Annotated in this window: 16 protein-coding genes; 11 read left to right on the plus strand and 5 right to left on the minus strand. The window is 62.6% G+C overall.

The genetic code is table 11. The features are described from left to right. Window positions 1–2 precede the first annotated feature (2 nt). A complete protein-coding gene (locus EN990_RS06120; RefSeq protein WP_013529767.1) occupies window positions 3–386 on the plus strand; it encodes a hypothetical protein in 384 nt (127 codons plus the stop codon). A 185-nt stretch (window positions 387–571) separates the two neighbouring features. Here the strand turns inward: EN990_RS06120 and EN990_RS06125 are convergent, their stop codons facing one another. The 3 genes from EN990_RS06125 to EN990_RS35420 all read right to left on the minus strand — a co-directional run bounded on the left by EN990_RS06125 (window position 572) and on the right by EN990_RS35420 (window position 3755). Then, window positions 572–1267 (minus strand): response regulator transcription factor, encoded by a 696-nt coding sequence (locus tag EN990_RS06125; protein WP_013529766.1) that lies wholly within the window; start codon window positions 1265–1267, stop codon window positions 572–574. Next, a complete protein-coding gene (locus EN990_RS06130; protein WP_013529765.1) occupies window positions 1264–2712 on the minus strand; it encodes a HAMP domain-containing sensor histidine kinase in 1449 nt (482 codons plus the stop codon). The genes EN990_RS06125 and EN990_RS06130 overlap by 4 nt, the downstream gene beginning before the upstream one ends. A 110-nt stretch (window positions 2713–2822) precedes the next feature. Then, a complete protein-coding gene (locus EN990_RS35420) occupies window positions 2823–3755 on the minus strand; it encodes a hypothetical protein (protein WP_164766086.1) in 933 nt (310 codons plus the stop codon). Window positions 3756–3812: 57 nt separating this feature from the next. Here EN990_RS35420 and EN990_RS06135 point away from each other — a divergent pair, with 57 nt between their 5' ends. The 10 genes from EN990_RS06135 (at window position 3813) to EN990_RS06175 (ending at window position 15884) form a co-directional block, all read left to right on the plus strand. Next, on the plus strand, window positions 3813–8828 hold the full coding sequence (locus EN990_RS06135) for an autotransporter domain-containing protein (protein WP_164890629.1): 5016 nt from the start codon (window positions 3813–3815) through the stop codon (window positions 8826–8828). Window positions 8829–8852: 24 nt separating this feature from the next. Further along, window positions 8853–8975 (plus strand): hypothetical protein, encoded by a 123-nt coding sequence (locus EN990_RS36605; RefSeq protein WP_281040652.1) that lies wholly within the window; start codon window positions 8853–8855, stop codon window positions 8973–8975. Between the two features lie 274 nt (window positions 8976–9249). Continuing rightward, window positions 9250–10335, plus strand: a complete 1086-nt coding sequence (ugpC, locus tag EN990_RS06140) for a sn-glycerol-3-phosphate ABC transporter ATP-binding protein UgpC (protein ID WP_127369293.1) — start codon at window positions 9250–9252, stop codon at window positions 10333–10335. 37 nt (window positions 10336–10372) lie between these two features. Further along, the gene (locus tag EN990_RS06145) at window positions 10373–11698 is read left to right on the plus strand and encodes an ABC transporter substrate-binding protein (protein WP_013529762.1); all 1326 of its coding nucleotides are present in this window, start codon (window positions 10373–10375) and stop codon (window positions 11696–11698) included. 94 nt (window positions 11699–11792) lie between these two features. Then, the gene (locus tag EN990_RS06150) at window positions 11793–12743 is read left to right on the plus strand and encodes a sugar ABC transporter permease (protein ID WP_013529761.1); all 951 of its coding nucleotides are present in this window, start codon (window positions 11793–11795) and stop codon (window positions 12741–12743) included. 1 nt (window position 12744) lies between these two features. Beyond that, a complete protein-coding gene (locus EN990_RS06155; RefSeq protein ID WP_024502709.1) occupies window positions 12745–13638 on the plus strand; it encodes a carbohydrate ABC transporter permease in 894 nt (297 codons plus the stop codon). Between the two features lie 100 nt (window positions 13639–13738). Then, window positions 13739–14350, plus strand: a complete 612-nt coding sequence (locus EN990_RS06160) for a rod-binding protein (protein WP_164753790.1) — start codon at window positions 13739–13741, stop codon at window positions 14348–14350. A 13-nt stretch (window positions 14351–14363) separates the two neighbouring features. Then, the gene (locus EN990_RS06165; RefSeq protein WP_013529758.1) at window positions 14364–14789 is read left to right on the plus strand and encodes a hypothetical protein; all 426 of its coding nucleotides are present in this window, start codon (window positions 14364–14366) and stop codon (window positions 14787–14789) included. A 97-nt stretch (window positions 14790–14886) separates the two neighbouring features. Continuing rightward, window positions 14887–15402, plus strand: a complete 516-nt coding sequence (locus EN990_RS06170; RefSeq protein WP_013529757.1) for a hypothetical protein — start codon at window positions 14887–14889, stop codon at window positions 15400–15402. A gap of 197 nt (window positions 15403–15599) precedes the next feature. Further along, window positions 15600–15884 (plus strand): SCP2 sterol-binding domain-containing protein, encoded by a 285-nt coding sequence (locus tag EN990_RS06175; protein WP_013529756.1) that lies wholly within the window; start codon window positions 15600–15602, stop codon window positions 15882–15884. 95 nt (window positions 15885–15979) lie between these two features. On the opposite strand, the gene EN990_RS06180 is transcribed toward EN990_RS06175, so the two are convergent. After that, on the minus strand, window positions 15980–16549 hold the full coding sequence (locus EN990_RS06180) for an N-acetyltransferase (protein WP_127369146.1): 570 nt from the start codon (window positions 16547–16549) through the stop codon (window positions 15980–15982). A gap of 153 nt (window positions 16550–16702) precedes the next feature. Next, window positions 16703–17836, minus strand: a complete 1134-nt coding sequence (gene odc2, locus EN990_RS06185; protein WP_013529754.1) for an ornithine/lysine decarboxylase — start codon at window positions 17834–17836, stop codon at window positions 16703–16705. Window positions 17837–17923 lie beyond the last annotated feature (87 nt).

Here is a 17923-nt window from a genome sequence, read left to right on the forward strand (position 1 = left end):
CCATGAGCACGCGCAAGGACCGCCTCAAGAAACTGGTCAAGGTGCAGGAACAGCTGAAGGCGCTGCACGAAACCCGCCACGCCACCTTCCTTGCCGCGGCCAGTGCCGCCGAGGCTGAAGCCAGGGAACTGGTCGGCCATTTCGACCAGCCCGATTCGCTTTCCGCCCTGTTCCCCGATCTCTACCACCGCCGCATCGCCCAAGCGGTCGTGCGCCAGGAGGCGAACCTGGCAAGCGCGAAGCAAGAAGCCGGCCTCATCGCCGCCGCGACCGCCCGCACCAACATGGTTGAGCGTGCCTACAAGGACGTGCGCAACCGCGACGAGCGCGAACGCTCCGACCGCGAGCGGCTCGACATCATCGCGCAGAAGCAGGGCGAGGAGTAAGCTGAGGGTGTTCCGCTATGGGCCAACGGTGAGCGTCATTGACCAGGTTGCGAATGGCGGCAATCTCGGTCTTAGGGGCGGGCATGGTGGCTTCCTGAGAGCGGACATTGCAGGCTGCACATCGAGGTCCTGCCGCGCCATGACCAGTCGATGCTTCGGTCTGGAAGCAGCCGTTGAGCAGACGTTCATTGCACGGCGGCGGCTGCGGTGAAGATGTAGCCAACGCCATAGACGACCTTGATCGGCGCGGGCAAGCTGATGTGCTCCTCCAGTTTGCGGCGTAGCCGGCTGACGACTGCGTCGAGATGCCTGTTGTCGAAGTTCGACCTGGGACGGGCGACAAGCTCCACCAGATCCTCGCGCTGGCAGATTTCGCCGCTACGGTTGCAGAGCACGTTCATGAAGGCGAACTCGGCCGCCGTCAGTTTAAGCGAACGGTGATTGGGCGCGATCAGCATCCAGTTCGTGCCGTCCAGCACCCACCGATCGCTGCTGCCGTTGGCAGAGTCGGGCGGGGCTCCCGTCCGTCGCAGCAGGCTGCGAATTGCGGCGTCGATCTCGCGCAGCGTGCTGTGCTTGACCAGGTAGATGTCGGCGCCGCTCTCAAAGCCACGGATACGGTCGTCGCTGTCACCGAGTGCCGTCAGCATGATGATGCCGCAGGCATGTGATTTGCGGATTTCGGTTGCCAGATCGAACCCGTTCCCATCGGGCAGCCCGACATCGAGGATGATGACAGCGGGCGAGCTGCCGTTGGCCAGCGTCTGGCGCAATTCCCCTGCCGTGGCGACGCCTTCGGCCGTGAAGCCCGTCAGTTCCAGGAAATCCGCCAGATCCTTGCGCAGCCGGGGCTCGTCCTCGACGATCAGAATATGCGTCATGCGGTCAGTTCCTCGGGCGAAAGTCGATCCGTTGCCTCGCCTGCCAGAGGCAGGCTGACGATGGACGTAATGCCCTGGTCGTCGTTGGCGAGCAACTGCAGCTTGCCGCCGTGATAGGCCAGCAATTTGCGCGAAGAATAGAGGCCGAGACCGGTTCCGGTTCCCGCCATCGTATTGGAGGCCCGGAAAAAGCGCCTGCCGATCTTGTGAAGCTCGGCCTGTGGAATGCCGATGCCACGGTCACGCACCCGAATGACCGCACTTCGACCTTCGCTGCGCACATCGATATCCACTGGCTGGTCCTCCGACGAATATTTGAGCGCATTGTCGATGAGGTTGATCAGGACGGTCGCCAGCATCTCGGGATCGGCGACAAGCGAAACGGCGTCGTCATCCGCCGTAAAGATCAGGCGCTCGCCGCGCCCGGTCATCCCGAAATGCAGCCGCACATCGGCAATAAGCAAACCGACGCGTATCATCTCCGGCTGAAACCCGCTGTCGCGATCATTGGCCATGAAGCGGTCGATCAGGGAAAACAGGCGATCGAGCGCCTCGCCAATACCGGCAATCCGTTCTCGTGTCGCTTCGGGCGACTTGTGGCCGACAAGGCCGATCATGTCGGCCGCGTTGCGGATGATGGCGAGCGGGGTGCGAAACTCGTGGCTGACGACGCGCATGAAGTCCGCCTGCTCGTCGCGAAGCACACGTTCGGCCGCCAGGCTCGCGTTCAACCGGCTTTCCAGCCGTCGTCGTTCCCGTACCTCCCGCGACAGGGCGATATTTTTCTCCAGCAGCGCAGAGGACAGCCGCGAACTGACCATGAACAGCAGGCAGCCGAAAAAGGCGATCAGGAACAGCGCGCCCTGCAGCAGATACCAGGCGTTGCGGTCGGCCAGAACCGAGGCGCCTTGAAAATCGACCGGCAGCCGGTATTCGATGATGCTCTGGAGAACGCTAGCCGCGATATACTCGGCAAGCACACCGATCGTGATCCAGCGCAGGAGGGTTGGTTGCGTCCGGTCCCGCATCAGCCCAAGACACATCACCGACATCATCACGACCGTAAAGAAGGTCGATGCGTGAATGCGTATAGCAATGTCGCCCGGATCCATCGCGAGGGCGGCACTCCATGCGACAATTTGGAAAATCAGCAGTGAAATGCTGATCCAGGTATAGCGTGGCTGTCCCAGAAAGCGCGCCAGACCCTCGGCCAGCAACACCAGGCCTAGCTTGATGATCGTGTTGTGGAGCACGATGGCCCAGGCCGCCGGCTGCTCCCCACGCAGGAGAATCAGCAGCACCCCCGCCGCGATAGCGACGAAGCCGGCCGCAAGAAACTTCAACTCATAGAGGCGGCGCCACGCCAGCCACACAAACAACCAGGTGACGGCCTGCAGGCTTGCGGTTGCAAACGTAACAACCAGAACGGTCTTCAGATCAAGCATGGTCGAGTATTCGCACGGGGTTCCCCTGCCGCACCCCCCGATGCGCCAAATGTTGAATCTCGCAGGAGTTGTGCGGGGAGGCAAGCGCGATCCGCCCGTGCAAGAATTGGTCAGAATTCAATAGAATTGATCGGTGGAATTGTCGGGAGAGGACGTTTTATCATCGGCCGCGATCGTCTTGGTGGTTTCGCCGGGCGGATTGTGAGGAAGCAGTCGGGGCGATGTGCGTGGCGGACGCACGCGACCCGACGCAGCGGCAAGCGATGATTTTCGCGGGACGCCCGGCGATCGGGCCGGCCGCGGAATCGTTGCTTGCGGCACACGGGGGGAATTCCATGACAATTCGCGATCGTCGCTCGCTCATACGCCCGCTTGTACTTTTGTGCTCCACGGCGCTCGCGGGGTCGTTGCTGCTGCCAGTCATCCTGACGGCGCCGGCGCATGCACAGGCTCTTTATGGTGCGACCGGAGGCAGGGGCGGTGATGGTGACGTAGACAGCAACGGCGGCGATGGTGGCGATGCAGGTGACGCCGGCGTCGCGGGCAACGGTCCGGATGCAGGGACCGGTGGGGCGGCCGGCACGCAGGCCATTCCAGACGGTGGAAATGGTGACAATGGCGGCTCCGGTGGCGGTGGTGGTGGCGGCGGCGGCGGTGGTTACAGCAATATCATTGCTGGCGACATTTCCGCGCCCCTCAATGGTGGCAATGGAGGCTATGGCGGCGGCTTTTTGGACGGAGGCTATGGCGGCGGCGGCGCTGGTGGCGATGGCGTGCGTAATGAAGAGGTGAACCCGGCAATTTCCGTGACGGCTGATGTTCATGGCGGCGATGGCGGCGATGGCAATGGCAATGGCCCGTTTGCCGGCGGCGGCGGCGGCGGGGGCGGGGGCGCCGGCATGGTGCTTCTGAACAACGGCGCCATCACTGTTGAAAGCTCGGCCACCGTTGCTGGCGGAAACGGTGGCAATCCTGGCGCCAATTTCGGCGGTGGTGGTGGTGCGGGCATTGTTTTGAACGCCGGCGGCGACTTGACCAACCATGGCGATGTCCTCGGTGGCACGGGCGGGGCTTTAGCCACCGGCGGAACAGCCATTGTGATGGGAGATTCTGGCAGCATCGTCAACGACGGTCGCATTACCGGTGGCCGCGCCGGGGTTTCTGCATCCGCCGGTGCAGCGATCGACCTCAGAAATGGTGGGACGGTTTTTAACAGCGGAGTGATCATTGGCGGCGAGGGCAACGGTGGCCATGCCGGCGGCTCTAACGGCCCTGCTGGCGGAACCGGCAGTGGCGGCGCCCCCGGCTATATTCCCCTGACGCCCAGCAATGGAAACGGTGGTACCGGCATCGTTGGGGCCAATTTGGCGGTGCTTAACGTTGGGGAGATTACTGGGGGAGATTCTTTCTTTGGCCGGGCTAACGCCATCACCTTCACCGGCGGCGTCAACACGCTTTCCCTGCGAAACGGCTCGATTATCACCGGCAATGTCGTGGTGGAGAGTGGCGCGACCGGCTCATTGATGCTCGGGGACTATGACACGCTGCCTTCCACACCGGCCTTCAATGTCTCGAAGCTCGTGAATACGGCCACGGTAGGCGCGAGTGACGAGTTCGTCGGCTTCACGAGCTTTAACAAGGCCGGGACGAATACCGTTACCCTGACCGGCACGGGTGCGCAGGACTGGACCATCGATCAAGGCACCTTGGTCGGCGACACCAACAGCTTCGGCGGCAATCTCACCTTCTCAGGCGTGAACACCGGCGCCGTCGTCTTCGACCAGGCGAGCGACGGTACCTATGCCGGGACCATTACCGGCCCCGGCCATTTCGGCAAGGCCGGCGCCGGTACGCTGACGCTGTCAGGCGACGCTTCCGACCTCGCGGGCAACCTGGGCGTCATGGGGGGCACGCTCGACATCGACACACAGCTCACCTCTTTTACCGGGATCATTGCTACTGACGGAACTGATCCGGACGAGTGGGCAACCGCAAGAGTTTCAGGGTCGGCCACCTGGACTGCCGACGTCCTTAGGGTCGGGGATTCCAATGGGGATTCCAAAGGGAAAGGGAGCTTGATCGTCGAGAATGGCGGTCAGGTTTTCAACGATTCGGGAGTTGTGGCGTATGGCGCGGGCAGCACTGGCTCCGCGGTGATTTCCGGAAATGATTCGGGTTGGACGCTCGTTGATGCCATCGCAGTTGGTCTCTTTGGCAATGGATCGCTCAGCATTGAAAATGGCGGACAGGTTTCCAGCGGCAACAACGCCATTGTTGGTTGGGATGCTCAAGCCACCGGAATTGTGAATATTACGGGCCCCGGGTCGGTTTGGACAGGCGACTCCATCATTGCCGTTGGCGTCTTGGGCAAGGGCACGCTGACTCTGTCGGAGGGCGGGCAGGTTTCGCTTGCCGGGGGTCCTGCTATCGTTGGGTTGGCGGCCCAGCCAGGATCATTCGGAACGCTCAACATCGGTGCGGCAAGTGGGGAAGTGGCGAAGGCCGCCGGCACGGTTGATGCGGCATCGATAGCTTTTGGCGCTGGCACAGGCACGGTTGTGTTCAATCATCTGGGAAATCCCGATGGGTCCGATCTGATTTTCAGCCCTTCCCTGACCGGCTTGGGGACCATCCTCCATGAAAGCGGCACGACCGTTTTGGCCGCGGACAGTTCCAGCTTCACCGGTGCCACCACTGTTGCAGGCGGCACGCTTCTTGTCGGGAACCATGCCAGTGCCGGCTTCCTCGGTGGCACGATCAATGTCGAGGACGGCGCCACGCTCGGTGGCTCGGGCACGGTGGGCACGACGACGGTTGCCGATGGCGGGCATATCGCGCCAGGCAATTCGGTTGGTACGCTGACGGTTGCCGGAAATCTGGGCCTCTCTTCAGGGTCGGTTCTCGATTACGAATTCGGCAATCCAGGCGGTTCAACCGGCTCTCCGGGGATAAGCGACCGCATCGGGGTGAGTGGCAATCTGACGCTCGACGGTACGCTCAATCTTGCGCAGAGCGGCGACGTGGCCGATGGCACGGCGGGCCTCGGCTATTACCGGCTGATGACCTATGGCGGCAGCCTCACCGACAACGGCCTGGAGATCGGCACGAAGCCGCCGCTTTCCGATCCGGCCGCCTATGAGATCCAGGCGGGCGGCGGCAATGTCGACCTCTTCATCGGAGCGGCCGGCGACGACACGCTGCAGCACTGGCAAGGCGGCGACGGGACCTGGAACACCACGAACGAAAAATGGCTGAACCAGGGCGGCGATACTCTCGTCTCCTGGGCAGGAAACCATGCGGTGTTCAAGAACGAACCGGGCGGCTTCGACGGCGGCACGATCGCCGTCGAAGGAGCGCAAAGCTTCAAGGGGCTGCAATTCGTCGACAGCGGCTACCGCCTGGAAGGTTCCGGCACGCTCGCGATAGATGGTTCCGACAGCGCCGATGGCAATGCCGAGATCCGCGTGCTGGCCGGCACGGCAGCCACCATCGCGACGACGATTACCGGCGCGGGCGGGGTCAGCAAGACGCAAGGCGGCACGCTCGTCCTGGAAGGCAGCAACAGCTATCAGGGCGGCACGCGGCTTCTGGGCGGGACTATTTCCGTTTCGTCCGATGCCAATCTCGGCGCCGCAAGCGGTGCCCTGACATTCAATGGCGGCACGCTGCGGAACACGGCGGCGTTCGCGACGGCGCGCAACGTCACCCTGGATGCCGGCGGTGGGACGTTCCAGACCGATGCCGACCTGACGGCGAACGGCGTCATCTCCGGGACCGGCGCGCTCACCAAGACCGGGGCCGGCGGGCTGGTGCTTTCGAGCGCCAACAGCTACGCCGGTGGGACGACGGTTTCGGCAGGATTCATCACCGCGGCGACGACAGGCGCGCTGGGCAGCGGACCGGTGAATGTCAAGGCCGGTGACCTCCGCTTCATCAATGATGCAAGCGCCGAGAGCCTCGACATCGTCATGGAAACAAACGCAACGATGCGCTTCGATGGCAGTGCGTCGGCGGGAACGGCGACGATCGTCACTACCCAAAGCCGCATCAACTTCAACGACGAAACATCGGCCGGTGCGGCTTCGATCACCGGCAATGGTAGCAGGACGTCCTTCAACGGCAATTCGAGCGCCGCCAATGCCACGATTGGCGTTACAATCCAAGGAACGCTCGACTTCTACGACACCGCGTCTGCCGGCAGCGCCGCCATCACCAACAAGGGCGGCTTCGTTGGCTTCCATGGCGCTAACACGGCGGATGGGGCCGCGATCATAAACGATACGGGGGGAAAGGTCGACATCTCCGAAATGACGTCGGACGGTATCGCGATTGGCTCGCTTTCGGGCGATGGTCTCGTCTTTCTCGGCTCGAAGTCGCTGACGCTTGGCGGATTGGATAAGAACGACACCATCGGCGGCGTCATCCAGGATGGCAGCACTGGCATCGGAGGGAGCCTCGTCAAGACCGGCGCCGGCACGCTGACGCTGAACGGCGTCAGCACCTATACCGGTCTGACCACCATCGGCGGCGGCAAGCTCGTTGTCGGCGACGGCAGCCATTCCGGGGCAAGCATTGCTGGCGCCATTGCGGTTGCAGCCGGCGGCACGCTCGGCGGTTTGGGAACGGTGGGTACGACCACGATCGCTTCTGGCGGCACGATTACGCCGGGCAATTCGATCGGCACGCTGAATGTGTCAGGCGATTACACGCAGGAGATAGGCTCGACCTACGAAGTCGAGATCAATCCGGCCGGCAATTCCGACCTGATCGACGTGACGGGCAAAGCCACCATCCAGGGTGGCACCGTCTTCGCGCTCAAGGCGCCGGGCGGCTACAGTGCCGGAACCCGCTACACGATCCTGAGCGCGGATCAAGGCGTGACCGGCACCTATGATGCGTTCGACCAGAACGCCCCGTTTGTCGACCTGGCACTCGCCTATGACGCCAGTAATATCTATCTCGACGTTGCCCGCAATGACGTGTCGTTCTGCGACGTGGCCGGCACCCGCAACCAGTGTGCCACCGCCAATGGCGCCGAAAGCGCCGGGCCGGGCAACCCGATCTACGATGCAATCGCCGGCCTTCCGGACGATGAAACCGCACGCGAAGCCTTCGATGCGTTATCTGGCGAGATCCATGCGTCCGCCAAATCGGCGCTGATCGAGGACAGCCATTTTGTCCGCGATGCCATCAATGACCGCCTGCGTGCGGCCTTCGAGGGGGTAGGGATCCCGGCAACGCCGGTGCTGGCCTATGGCGAAGGCGGTCCGATGCTGGCGCCTGCCACCACCGATCGCTTTGCCGCCTGGGGCACGGCTTTCGGGTCATGGGGCACCTTCGACGGCGACGGCAATGCCGCAGGCCTCGATACCTCCACCGGCGGCTTTCTTACCGGCGTCGACGGCCTTGTCGCGGAGGATGTGCGGCTTGGCATCATGACTGGCTACAGCCACACGAGCTTCGATGCCGACGGCCGATCCTCGTCAGGCTCGAGCGACAATTATCATCTCGGCCTTTATGGTGACACGCAGCGGGGCGCTCTCGCCTTCCGCTCCGGGCTTGCCTATACGTGGCATGACATGAAGACATCGCGCTCGGTGGCCATGCCCGGCTTTGCCGACAGCCTGAGCGGCGACTACAACGCTGGCACCTTCCAGGCGTTCGGGGAACTCGGCTATCGCATCGATACGCCAGTCGCGGCCTTCGAGCCTTTTGCCAACCTCGCTTATGTCAACCTGCATACGGACGGCTTCACGGAAAAGGGCGGTGCGGCGGCATTGACCAGTGCAAGCCAGACCACCGACGCCACCTTCACCACGCTTGGTCTCAGAGCCTCCGCCGGCTTCACGCTCGGCGCCATCAATGCCACGGCGCGCGGCATGCTGGGCTGGCGCCATGCCTATGGCGACGTCATACCGACCAGCACACATGCCTTCTCTGCCGGTGATGCCTTCACGATCGCTGGCGTGCCGATCGCCAAGGACAGTGCCGCCATCGAAGCGGGGTTCGATCTCAACCTGACCGATGCCGCAACCCTCAGCGTCGCCTACCAGGGTCAGTTCGGCTCCGGCGTCCAGCAGAACGGCTTCAATGCAAAACTCAACGTGGAATTCTAATCAAGCGGGAAGGATCGTTCCGGAATGACTGCCCCTGACGGAAAAGGGGCCATTCAATCCGCTTATCGCATCGCCCAGGCGGTCGTACGCCAGGAAGCGAACCTCGCGAGCGCCTGGCAGGAAGCCAGCCTTATCGCCGCCGGTTGAGCGAGCCTACAAGGACGTGCGCAACTGTGATGAACGCGAACGCTGCGACCGCAGGTGCCGGACTTGATCGCGCAGAAGCGGACGCAGGAGCAGCTGGGAGGATTGTGTGGCGCGAAGCGGACCCTCCCAAGGTTCGGCTTTCCCCTAAACGCTTTACAGCCCGGTTTGGTAGCGCTACCGTTTCGGCCTAGCGTGAGCCTGGGAGGAGCCAGGGCTGTAGCTGGCGGAAGCGTTGTTCCTTCGACGACGTCGCGGGAATTTGTTGGGAGGATCGATGGCGTCTGTCGCAATTGGCGAAGTCTACAAATCATTCGGCGCTGTCGAGATCCTGCACGGGGTCAGCGTGAACATCGAGGACGGCGAGTTCGTCACTCTGGTCGGACCATCGGGCTGCGGAAAATCAACCCTTCTCAGAATGATCGCCGGCCTGGAAAAGATTTCACGCGGCCAGATCGCGATTGGCGAACGGGTCGTCAACAACGTTGCGCCCAAGGAGCGCGACGTCGCCATGGTCTTCCAGAACTATGCGCTCTACCCACACATGACCGTTGCCGAGAACATGGCGTTCTCGCTGATGCTCAAAGGAGTTTCCAAGCCGGAGAGCGATGCAGGCGTGCGCCGCGCGGCCGAAATCCTTGGGCTGGTGCCGTTGCTGGCGCGCTATCCTCGGCAGCTTTCCGGCGGCCAGCGCCAGCGCGTCGCAATGGGCCGCGCGATCGTGCGTGATCCGGCGGTCTTTCTCTTCGACGAACCGCTGTCCAATCTCGACGCCAAACTCAGGGTGCAGATGCGCGCCGAGATCAAGGAACTGCACCAGCGCCTCAAGACCACGACAGTCTACGTCACGCACGACCAGATCGAGGCCATGACCATGGCTGACAAGATCGTGGTCATGCATGACGGCATCGTCGAGCAGATAGGGCCGCCGCTGGAACTCTATGACCGGCCGAACAATCTTTTTGTCGCCAGCTTCATCGGCTCGCCGGCCATGAATTTGCTGAGGGGCGAGATCGCTATTGACGGCTCACCCTCGTTCCGCGGCGCCGGGGGGATTTCAGTCCCGTTGGCCTCGGCACTTTCCATCCCCAATGGCGAGCCTGTGGTGCTGGGAATAAGGCCCGAGCATTTGCGGCTGTCCGACGACCAGGGCATTCCGGTCACCGTCGCGGTGGTTGAACCAACCGGGTCCGAAGTGCAGCTCATCGGCCGGACAGCCGGCGGCGAAGAGATCGTCGCGAATTTCCGGGAACGACATTCCTTCACGCCGGGCGAAACCATCCGGCTTACGGCCGAGCCCGGCCTCATCCATCTCTTTCACGGAGAAACCGGACAGAGGTTCCAAACACGTACCGATCAGTAGGACCACAGGCAAGGACAACAAGCAGGAGGAAACGAGCATGAAGTTCACCAGACGTGACGTGATCCGCACCACCGCCGGCGCGGCGGCAGGTGCCTTGGGAAGTCGGTTCATCAGCTCTCCGGCCCTTGCCCAGGACGGACCGAAATACAAACCCGAGGATGGCGCCAAGCTTAGGCTGCTGCGCTGGTCGCCCTTCGTCCAGGGCGACGAGGACCAATGGCTGGCCAACACCAAGCGCTTCACCGAAGCGACAGGTGTCGCGGTCCGCGTCGACAAGGAAAGTTGGGAGGACATTCGCCCCAAGGCGGCAGTCGCGGCAAATGTCGGCTCCGGCCCCGACCTGATGTTCGTCTGGTTCGATGACCCGCACCAATATCCCGACAAGCTGCACGACGTGAGCGAACTGGGCGAGTATCTCGGCTCGAAATACGGCGGCTGGCATGATGGACCAAAGCAATATGCGACCCGGGAAGGCAAATTCATCGGCCTGCCACTGGCCACGATCGGAAACGCCATCGTCTATCGGGAAAGCTGGGTGAAAGAGGCCGGCTTTTCGGAGTTTCCCAAGGACACGAAAGGCTTCCTGGAACTTTGCAAGGCCTTGCAGGCGAAGGGACATCCGGCCGGCTTCACGCATGGCCATGGCGTCGGCGACGGCAACAACTATGCTCATTGGCTGCTGTGGAGCCATGGCGGCCAGATGGTCGACGAGAGCGGCAAGGTAACGATCAACAGCCCCGAGACCCTCAAGGCCATCGAATACGCGCAGGAACTCTACAAGACCTTCATTCCAGGCACGGAAAGCTGGCTCGACGTCAACAACAACCGCGCCTTCCTGGCCGGCGAACTGGCTGTCATCGCCAACGGCATCTCGGCCTACAACACCGCCAAAATCAATAAGGACAATGATCCGAAGCTGGCTGAAATCGCCAAGGACATACGCACCACCAACCTGCCCATCGGCCCTGTCGGCAAATCCGTCGAATTGTTCCAGGTGACCACGGCTGTCATCTTCAATTACACGCCCTACCCCAACGCGGCCAAGGCGTATTTGCAGTTCATGTTCGAGGAACCGCAAATGAAGGACTGGATCACCTCCTCGGCCGGATATTGCTGCCAGACCCTGAAGGCATTCGACAACAACCCGGTATGGACTGCCGATCCCAACAACGCCGCTTACGCCAAGGCTTCGGCTACTCTGCGGCCTAACGGCTATGCCGGGCCGCTCGGCTATGCTTCGGCGGCAACCATGGCCGACTACGTGCTGGTCGATATGTTCGCCAAAGCGGTGACCGGCCAGGCGACGCCACAAGAGGCAATGGAAGAGGCCGAGAAGCGGGCAAATCGCTATTATCGCGTTTGAGCCGGTTCAGCCGGGCAGCGCGGCTGCCCGGCTGGCTTCGGATTGCATCGTGGCCGATCCGGCCGATCAATGAGACCTCAGCAGGAGCCGACCCATGGCCGTGCCGTCAGCTGCTATCCAGCCGCGATCTTCGATCTTCTCACGGATTCTATCGCGCTGGAGCGAAAGCCGGAACGCACTTGGCTTCGGCTTCATGCTTCCGGCGGCTGCACTGCTGCTTGTCTTCCTGACCTATCCGCTGGGGCTCGGCGTCTGGCTCGGCTTCACCGACGCCCGCATCGGCCGCCCCGGCATCTTCATCGGCATCGAAAACTATGAATATCTGTGGAGCGACGCCGTCTTCTGGCTCTCCGTCTTCAACACCTTGCTCTACACGATCAGCGCTTCGATCCTGAAATTCGCGCTCGGCCTCTGGCTGGCGCTCCTCCTCAACCAGAACCTTCCCTTCAAATCGTTCTTCCGCGCGATTGTCCTGCTGCCGTGGGTGGTGCCGACGGTGCTCTCGGCCATCGCCTTCTGGTGGATCTACGATTCGCAGTTCTCCATCCTCTCCTGGGCGCTGCAGCAGATGGGACTGATCGACCACCGCATCAATTTCCTTGGCGATCCGGAGAACGCACGCGCCTCGGTGATCGCCGCCAATGTCTGGCGCGGCATTCCTTTCGTGGCCATCACGCTGCTGGCCGGCCTGCAGACGATTCCCCAATCGCTTTACGAGGCCGCGACGCTCGACGGCGCCAGCCGTTGGCAGTTGTTCCGCTATGTGACGCTGCCGTTGCTGACGCCGATCATCGCCATCACCATGACCTTTTCGGTCCTGTTCACCTTCACCGATTTCCAGCTGATCTATGTGCTGACTCGCGGCGGGCCGGTGAATGCCACCCATCTGATGGCGACGCTCTCGTTCCAGCGCGGCATTTCCGGCGGCCAGCTTGGCGAGGGAGCCGCGATCGCGGTGGCGATGATCCCGTTCCTGCTTGCGGCGATCCTTTTCAGCTATTTCGGCTTGCAACGTCGTAAATGGCAGCAGGGCGGTGGAGACTGACATGGCCGCGATCGAAACGAGCAACCGTCCGAACACGGATGAAGGCGGCATGGGCTATCTTCAGAGCCTGCCCCGGCGCGTGGTGACCGTTTATCTGCCGCTCCTGATCTTCGTCATCGTGCTGCTGTTCCCGTTCTACTGGATGACGATCACGGCGGTGAAACCCAATCTCGAGATGACGGATTATGCCAATTTCAACCCGTTCTGGGTCGTCCATCCGACGCTCGAGCATATTCGGTATCTGCTCTTCGAGACGTCCTATCCGGGTTGGCTCCTCAACACGATCATCATCTCGACCGCCTCAACTTTCCTGTCGCTGCTGGCGGCGGTGTTCGCTGCCTATGCGATCGAGCGCTTGCGGTTTTCCGGGGCGCGGCAGGTCGGCTTGGCGATCTTCCTGGCCTATCTCGTGCCGCCCTCGATTCTGTTCATTCCACTGTCGGTAATGGTGTTCAACCTCGGCCTTTACGATACGCCGTTCGCACTGATCCTCACCTATCCGACGTTCCTCATTCCATTCTGCACGTGGCTCTTGATGGGCTACTTCCGCTCGATACCCTTCGAACTGGAAGAATGCGCGCTGATCGACGGAGCGAGCCGCTGGCAAATCCTGACCAAGATAGTTCTGCCGCTGTCGGTGCCCGGCCTGATCTCCGCCGGCATCTTCGCCTTCACCCTGTCATGGAACGAATTCATCTACGCCTTGACCTTTATCCAGTCGTCCGAAAACAAAACCGTGCCGGTCGGCGTGCTTACCGAGCTGGTACGTTCGGACGTCTATGAATGGGGAGCCCTGATGGCAGGCGCGCTGATCGGCTCCCTGCCGGTGGTGGTGCTCTATTCATTCTTTGTCGAGCACTACGTCTCCTCGATGACGGGGGCGGTCAAGGAGTGAGGCTGAGGCGGAAATCCGCCCCTCGGCCGGCAGCTTCGATCCGATCCCCCGCACTCCGCTCCCTCTCCTTCCCGCAAGCCTGCCACAAGCTTGTTGAGGCATGGTCTGGTCAGGGAAAACCGGTAAAAGGCGGACTTTCTTGGCGATTTCTCCACCCAGCGACATCGTTATGGATGTGGCCCGAGCCGTCGACCCGGCGGATATCGAGACCGCCCGCGCCGCGCTGGCAAAGCGGGCCGGCGGCGCTACGGGCACATTTTCACTCGACACAGCCGCTTCCGTCGATGCCGGCGCGATCCTGTCGCGCGCCACAGCCGACAAGGCCGCCGCCGCAACCGACCCGGCCAAGAAATTCAAGAAGTTCGAGGCGATGGTGCTGCAGACCTTCATCCAGAACATGCTGCCCAAGGACACCGAGGGCGTCTACGGCAAGGGCCTGGCCGGCGACATGTGGAAATCGCAGCTTGCAGAGCGGGTGGCCGACGTAATGGCCGAACGCGGCGGCATCGGCATCGCCAAATCGATGCTCGCCGACCACTATCTCGAAGGCAAGCGCGTCGTGCCCGTCGGTCCGGTTTCGGGCGGGCCGGAAAAGACCGAGGTCGACCAGCAAAACAGCCTGTCGACCTCGCTGGTCCATCAATTGCAGCGCAAGGCTGCGGGATCGATGACCGGTGACGAGACGACCATAAAAACAAATATCAAGATCTAAACTGGGAAACGCCATGGCCGACTTTTCGGAATCCACCCCCAACCTGCCAGCACGCACGACCACATCGGAAGCGCCGATCCCGTTCGCGCGGCCCGGCAATCTCGCCGCCATCATCGGCCGCATCGAGGAAGTGGTCGAGGAAGAGACGGCAGGCATCCGCAACGCCACCAACTATGATCTCAAGGCATCGAACGCCCGCAAGAGCCGCTACCTCTACGAGTTGACCCGCGCCATGAAGGGCGGCAGCGAAGCCGAATTCCTCGAGCAGCACCGCGAGGGCCTGACCCGGCTGCGCCAGAAGCTGGCGAAGAACGAAGCGGCGATCCTGGCGCATCTCAGCGCGGTCAACGAAGTCGCCAGCCTGCTGCGGCACGCCATCCAGCGCGCCGAGACCGACGGCACCTATTCCGCCGGCGAGTTCGGCTGGATAAAGGCGTGATGGCGAACACAGGCGACACATCGGAGATCCTGCCTCGGCAACGGCGCCGTGCCGCGTTGCCATTGCAAGGGACTGACCAAGGGACTGACAAGGCCCGATGATCAAGGTCATCGCCATCGCCGTCTGGATCTGCGCCGCAACGCTGGGCGCCGTATTCTATTCTTTCCAGGCGGCCGGCGAGCGCGGTGTCGGCGAAACGCCGAAGCCGATGCTGGGCGGCCTCGACTACGTCAAGACCGACATCATTTCGGTGCCGCTGATCCGCGATTCCGAGATCGGCGGCTATTTCCTGACCAAGCTTGTCTACACGGTCGAACCCGAGCAGATCAAGAAACTGTCCATTCCCGCCGAAGCGCTGATCACCGACCAGGTTTATTCCTACCTCTATTCCAATCCGCAGATCGACTTCACCAACAAGGCGACGATCGATCTCGATGCCTTCCGCGCCGCGATCCGCGATACCGTCAACACGCGTGTCGGGGCGCCTTTGGTGCATGAGGTTCTGATCGACCAGGTCAATTTCCTGTCGAAGGACGAAATCCGCGACAACTGGCTGCGCCGCAAGAAAAGCGAGACGGCGAGCGAAATGACCAAGGCGTTCAAGGAACACTGAGTTGCCGGGCTCGCATTCCCGGCCTCCTCCAGGCTCGCCTGCCGCAACGGCAGGAACCAACCGCCTGAATTCGCGTTGACGTAAACGTCAACCCAAAGCTATATGCGGCAGCGACCGTGATCGCGAAACCGCGGCACGGGCTTCGGCTGGATCGAAGCGCCGTTGCGAGACAGATGCAACCAGACAAGGAGAACAGCGTGAGCGTTCAGGAGATTGCCGAGAAGATCAAGTCGCGCGTGGCCAGCAGCGGGTTCGATCGTTCCGTGAAATTCGACACCGGCAGCGACGGCGTCATCGTCATCGACGGCGCAACCGTCTCGAACACCGATGCACCCACCGACTGCACCATCAAGCTCTCGCTCGACGATCTCGATTCGCTGATCGCTGGCGACCTGAACCCGACAATGGCGTTCATGACCGGCAAGATAAAGGTCGAAGGCGACATGACCGTTGCCATGGCGCTCAGCCAGCTGATCGGCTGAAGGCATGCAGGCGCCCAAGGTGGCGCCCACCAATCGCGAAAAAACGCCGCCTTTTCGGGCGGCGTTTTTGCGTGAAATGCTGGCGGCTTCGTATCTCAGGCCGCCGATATCAATTCCTGCGCCTTCAGCTTGCGGCCGGCCGCCCTCAGCGTGCCGTGCACGCCGTCAAGCGCGCCTTCCACCAGTTCCAGCGCCAGCAGGCGGTGCCGCTCATAGGGTCCCGGCATGGCAAGCGAACCGGTCTTCTCGGCCGAGAAGCCGAAGCGCGCGTAATAGGGCGCATCGCCGACCAGAAGGATCGCGGCATGGCCAAGACGTGCCGCCTCGGCGATGGCATGGCGCATCAGGGCCGAGCCGATGCCGGCGTTCTTGAGCGACGGATCGACGGCAAGCGGGCCAAGCAGCAGCGCGGCCGCACCGCCCTCGCCCAGCCTGACGTCCCACAGCCGCACGGTGCCGGCGACGCCGCCCGAAGCATCGCGGGCGACGAAGGCCAGGCCTTCCGAGGGCCGCCGGCCACGCCGCAGCTTCTCCGACGACTTTTTCCTGCGCTTCGGCCCCATGGCCCGATCGAGCAACGCCTCGCGCGCCGCAACATCGGCGGCGGTTTCGGCAACCATCACAAAGGCCGGTGCGTGGCCCCCAATTTCAACTGGCATTTCCATTTCCGTAATCCCTGGCGAGCGGAGATCTGTTCCACAGGCGAGCCCGGGTGGACGAAAGTCGCCCACCTGGGATGATCTGATCGGCTCTCTCAGCGCATTTTCAGGCGAAGTTGTGTCCGGTTCGCCGTTCGAAAATGCGCTGAGCAAGCGCCGTCAGATCACGTAGGATCGGAGAGGCTCGAAGCCGTTGAAGGCGACCGCCGAGTAGGTGGTCGTGTAGGCGCCGGTGCCTTCGATCAGCACCTCGTCGCCGATGGTCAGCGACAAAGGCAGCGGATAGGGCGTCTTCTCGTACATCACGTCGGCCGAATCGCAGGTCGGGCCGGCGAGCACGCAAGGTGCGGTCTCCGTGCCGTCATGCGCGGTGACGATCGGGTAGCGGATCGCCTCGTCCATCGTCTCGGCCAGGCCGCCGAACTTGCCGATGTCGAGGAACACCCAGCGCACATTGTCGTTGGCGGCCTTCTTCGAGATCAGCACGACTTCCGACTTGATGACGCCGGCATTGCCGACCATGCCACGGCCCGGCTCGATGATGGTCTCCGGAATGGCATTGCCGAAATGCTTGCGCAGCGCCGAGAAGATCGCCTGGCCATAGGCCTGGGCGGCCGGCACGTCACGCAGATAGCGCGTCGGGAAACCACCGCCCATATTGACCATCTTCAAGACGATGCCTTCCTCGGCGAGCGTCGCGAACACCACCTTGGCGTCGGCCAACGCACGGTCCCAGGCGGTCAGGTCGGTCTGCTGCGAGCCGACATGGAACGACACGCCATAGGCGTCGAGGCCGAGCCCCTTGGCATGGCGCAGCACGTCGACGGCCATCGCCGGCACGCAGCCGAACTTGCGCGACAGCGGCCACTCGGCGCCCTCGCCATCGGTCAGCACGCGGCAGAACACGCGCGCACCGGGCGCGACGCGGGCGATCTTCTCGACCTCTTCGACGCAATCGACGGCGAACAGGCGGATGCCGAGCTGGTAGGCGCGTGCGATGTCACGCTCCTTCTTGATGGTGTTGCCGAAGGAGATGCGGTCCGCCGGCGCACCAGCGTCCATCGCCATCTCGACTTCGGCAACGGAAGCGGTGTCGAAGGACGAGCCCATCGCAGCAAGCAGGCGCAGGATTTCCGGCGCCGGGTTTGCTTTCACCGCATAGTAGATCCTGGAATCGGGCAGCGCCTTCTCGAAGGCGCGGAAATTGTCGCGCACGACATCGAGGTCGACGACGAGGCAGGGGCCGGTCGGACGTCGGGTGGCGAGGAAGTCAAGGATGCGCTGGGTGGCCATCGGGGTCTCTCCATCAGCGCCTTTCGGCGCGCAATAAGGCTGCGGGACGCGGGCTGTCGGCCTCGCGAACTCGCGGTGGACAAAGGC

The sequence above is a fragment of the Mesorhizobium sp. M7A.F.Ca.US.005.03.1.1 genome (genome assembly GCF_003997975.1).
In the GTDB taxonomy this organism is placed as follows: domain Bacteria; phylum Pseudomonadota; class Alphaproteobacteria; order Rhizobiales; family Rhizobiaceae; genus Mesorhizobium; species Mesorhizobium ciceri.

What these genes read in the sequence shown, in the direction of transcription:
- EN990_RS06120 (WP_013529767.1), top strand. Translation starts at nt 3, where the DNA reads ATGAGCACGCGCAAGGACCGCCTCAAGAAACTGGTCAAGGTGCAGGAA.
- EN990_RS06125 (WP_013529766.1), bottom strand. Translation starts at nt 1,267, where the DNA reads ATGACGCATATTCTGATCGTCGAGGACGAGCCCCGGCTGCGCAAGGAT.
- EN990_RS06130 (WP_013529765.1), bottom strand. Translation starts at nt 2,712, where the DNA reads ATGCTTGATCTGAAGACCGTTCTGGTTGTTACGTTTGCAACCGCAAGC.
- EN990_RS35420 (WP_164766086.1), bottom strand. Translation starts at nt 3,755, where the DNA reads ATGGTTGGTCAAGTCGCCGCCGGCGTTCAAAACAATGCCCGCACCACC.
- EN990_RS06135 (WP_164890629.1), top strand. Translation starts at nt 3,813, where the DNA reads ATGGGAGATTCTGGCAGCATCGTCAACGACGGTCGCATTACCGGTGGC.
- EN990_RS36605 (WP_281040652.1), top strand. Translation starts at nt 8,853, where the DNA reads ATGACTGCCCCTGACGGAAAAGGGGCCATTCAATCCGCTTATCGCATC.
- ugpC (WP_127369293.1), top strand. Translation starts at nt 9,250, where the DNA reads ATGGCGTCTGTCGCAATTGGCGAAGTCTACAAATCATTCGGCGCTGTC.
- EN990_RS06145 (WP_013529762.1), top strand. Translation starts at nt 10,373, where the DNA reads ATGAAGTTCACCAGACGTGACGTGATCCGCACCACCGCCGGCGCGGCG.
- EN990_RS06150 (WP_013529761.1), top strand. Translation starts at nt 11,793, where the DNA reads ATGGCCGTGCCGTCAGCTGCTATCCAGCCGCGATCTTCGATCTTCTCA.
- EN990_RS06155 (WP_024502709.1), top strand. Translation starts at nt 12,745, where the DNA reads ATGGCCGCGATCGAAACGAGCAACCGTCCGAACACGGATGAAGGCGGC.
- EN990_RS06160 (WP_164753790.1), top strand. Translation starts at nt 13,739, where the DNA reads ATGGTCTGGTCAGGGAAAACCGGTAAAAGGCGGACTTTCTTGGCGATT.
- EN990_RS06165 (WP_013529758.1), top strand. Translation starts at nt 14,364, where the DNA reads ATGGCCGACTTTTCGGAATCCACCCCCAACCTGCCAGCACGCACGACC.
- EN990_RS06170 (WP_013529757.1), top strand. Translation starts at nt 14,887, where the DNA reads ATGATCAAGGTCATCGCCATCGCCGTCTGGATCTGCGCCGCAACGCTG.
- EN990_RS06180 (WP_127369146.1), bottom strand. Translation starts at nt 16,549, where the DNA reads ATGGAAATGCCAGTTGAAATTGGGGGCCACGCACCGGCCTTTGTGATG.
- odc2 (WP_013529754.1), bottom strand. Translation starts at nt 17,836, where the DNA reads ATGGCCACCCAGCGCATCCTTGACTTCCTCGCCACCCGACGTCCGACC.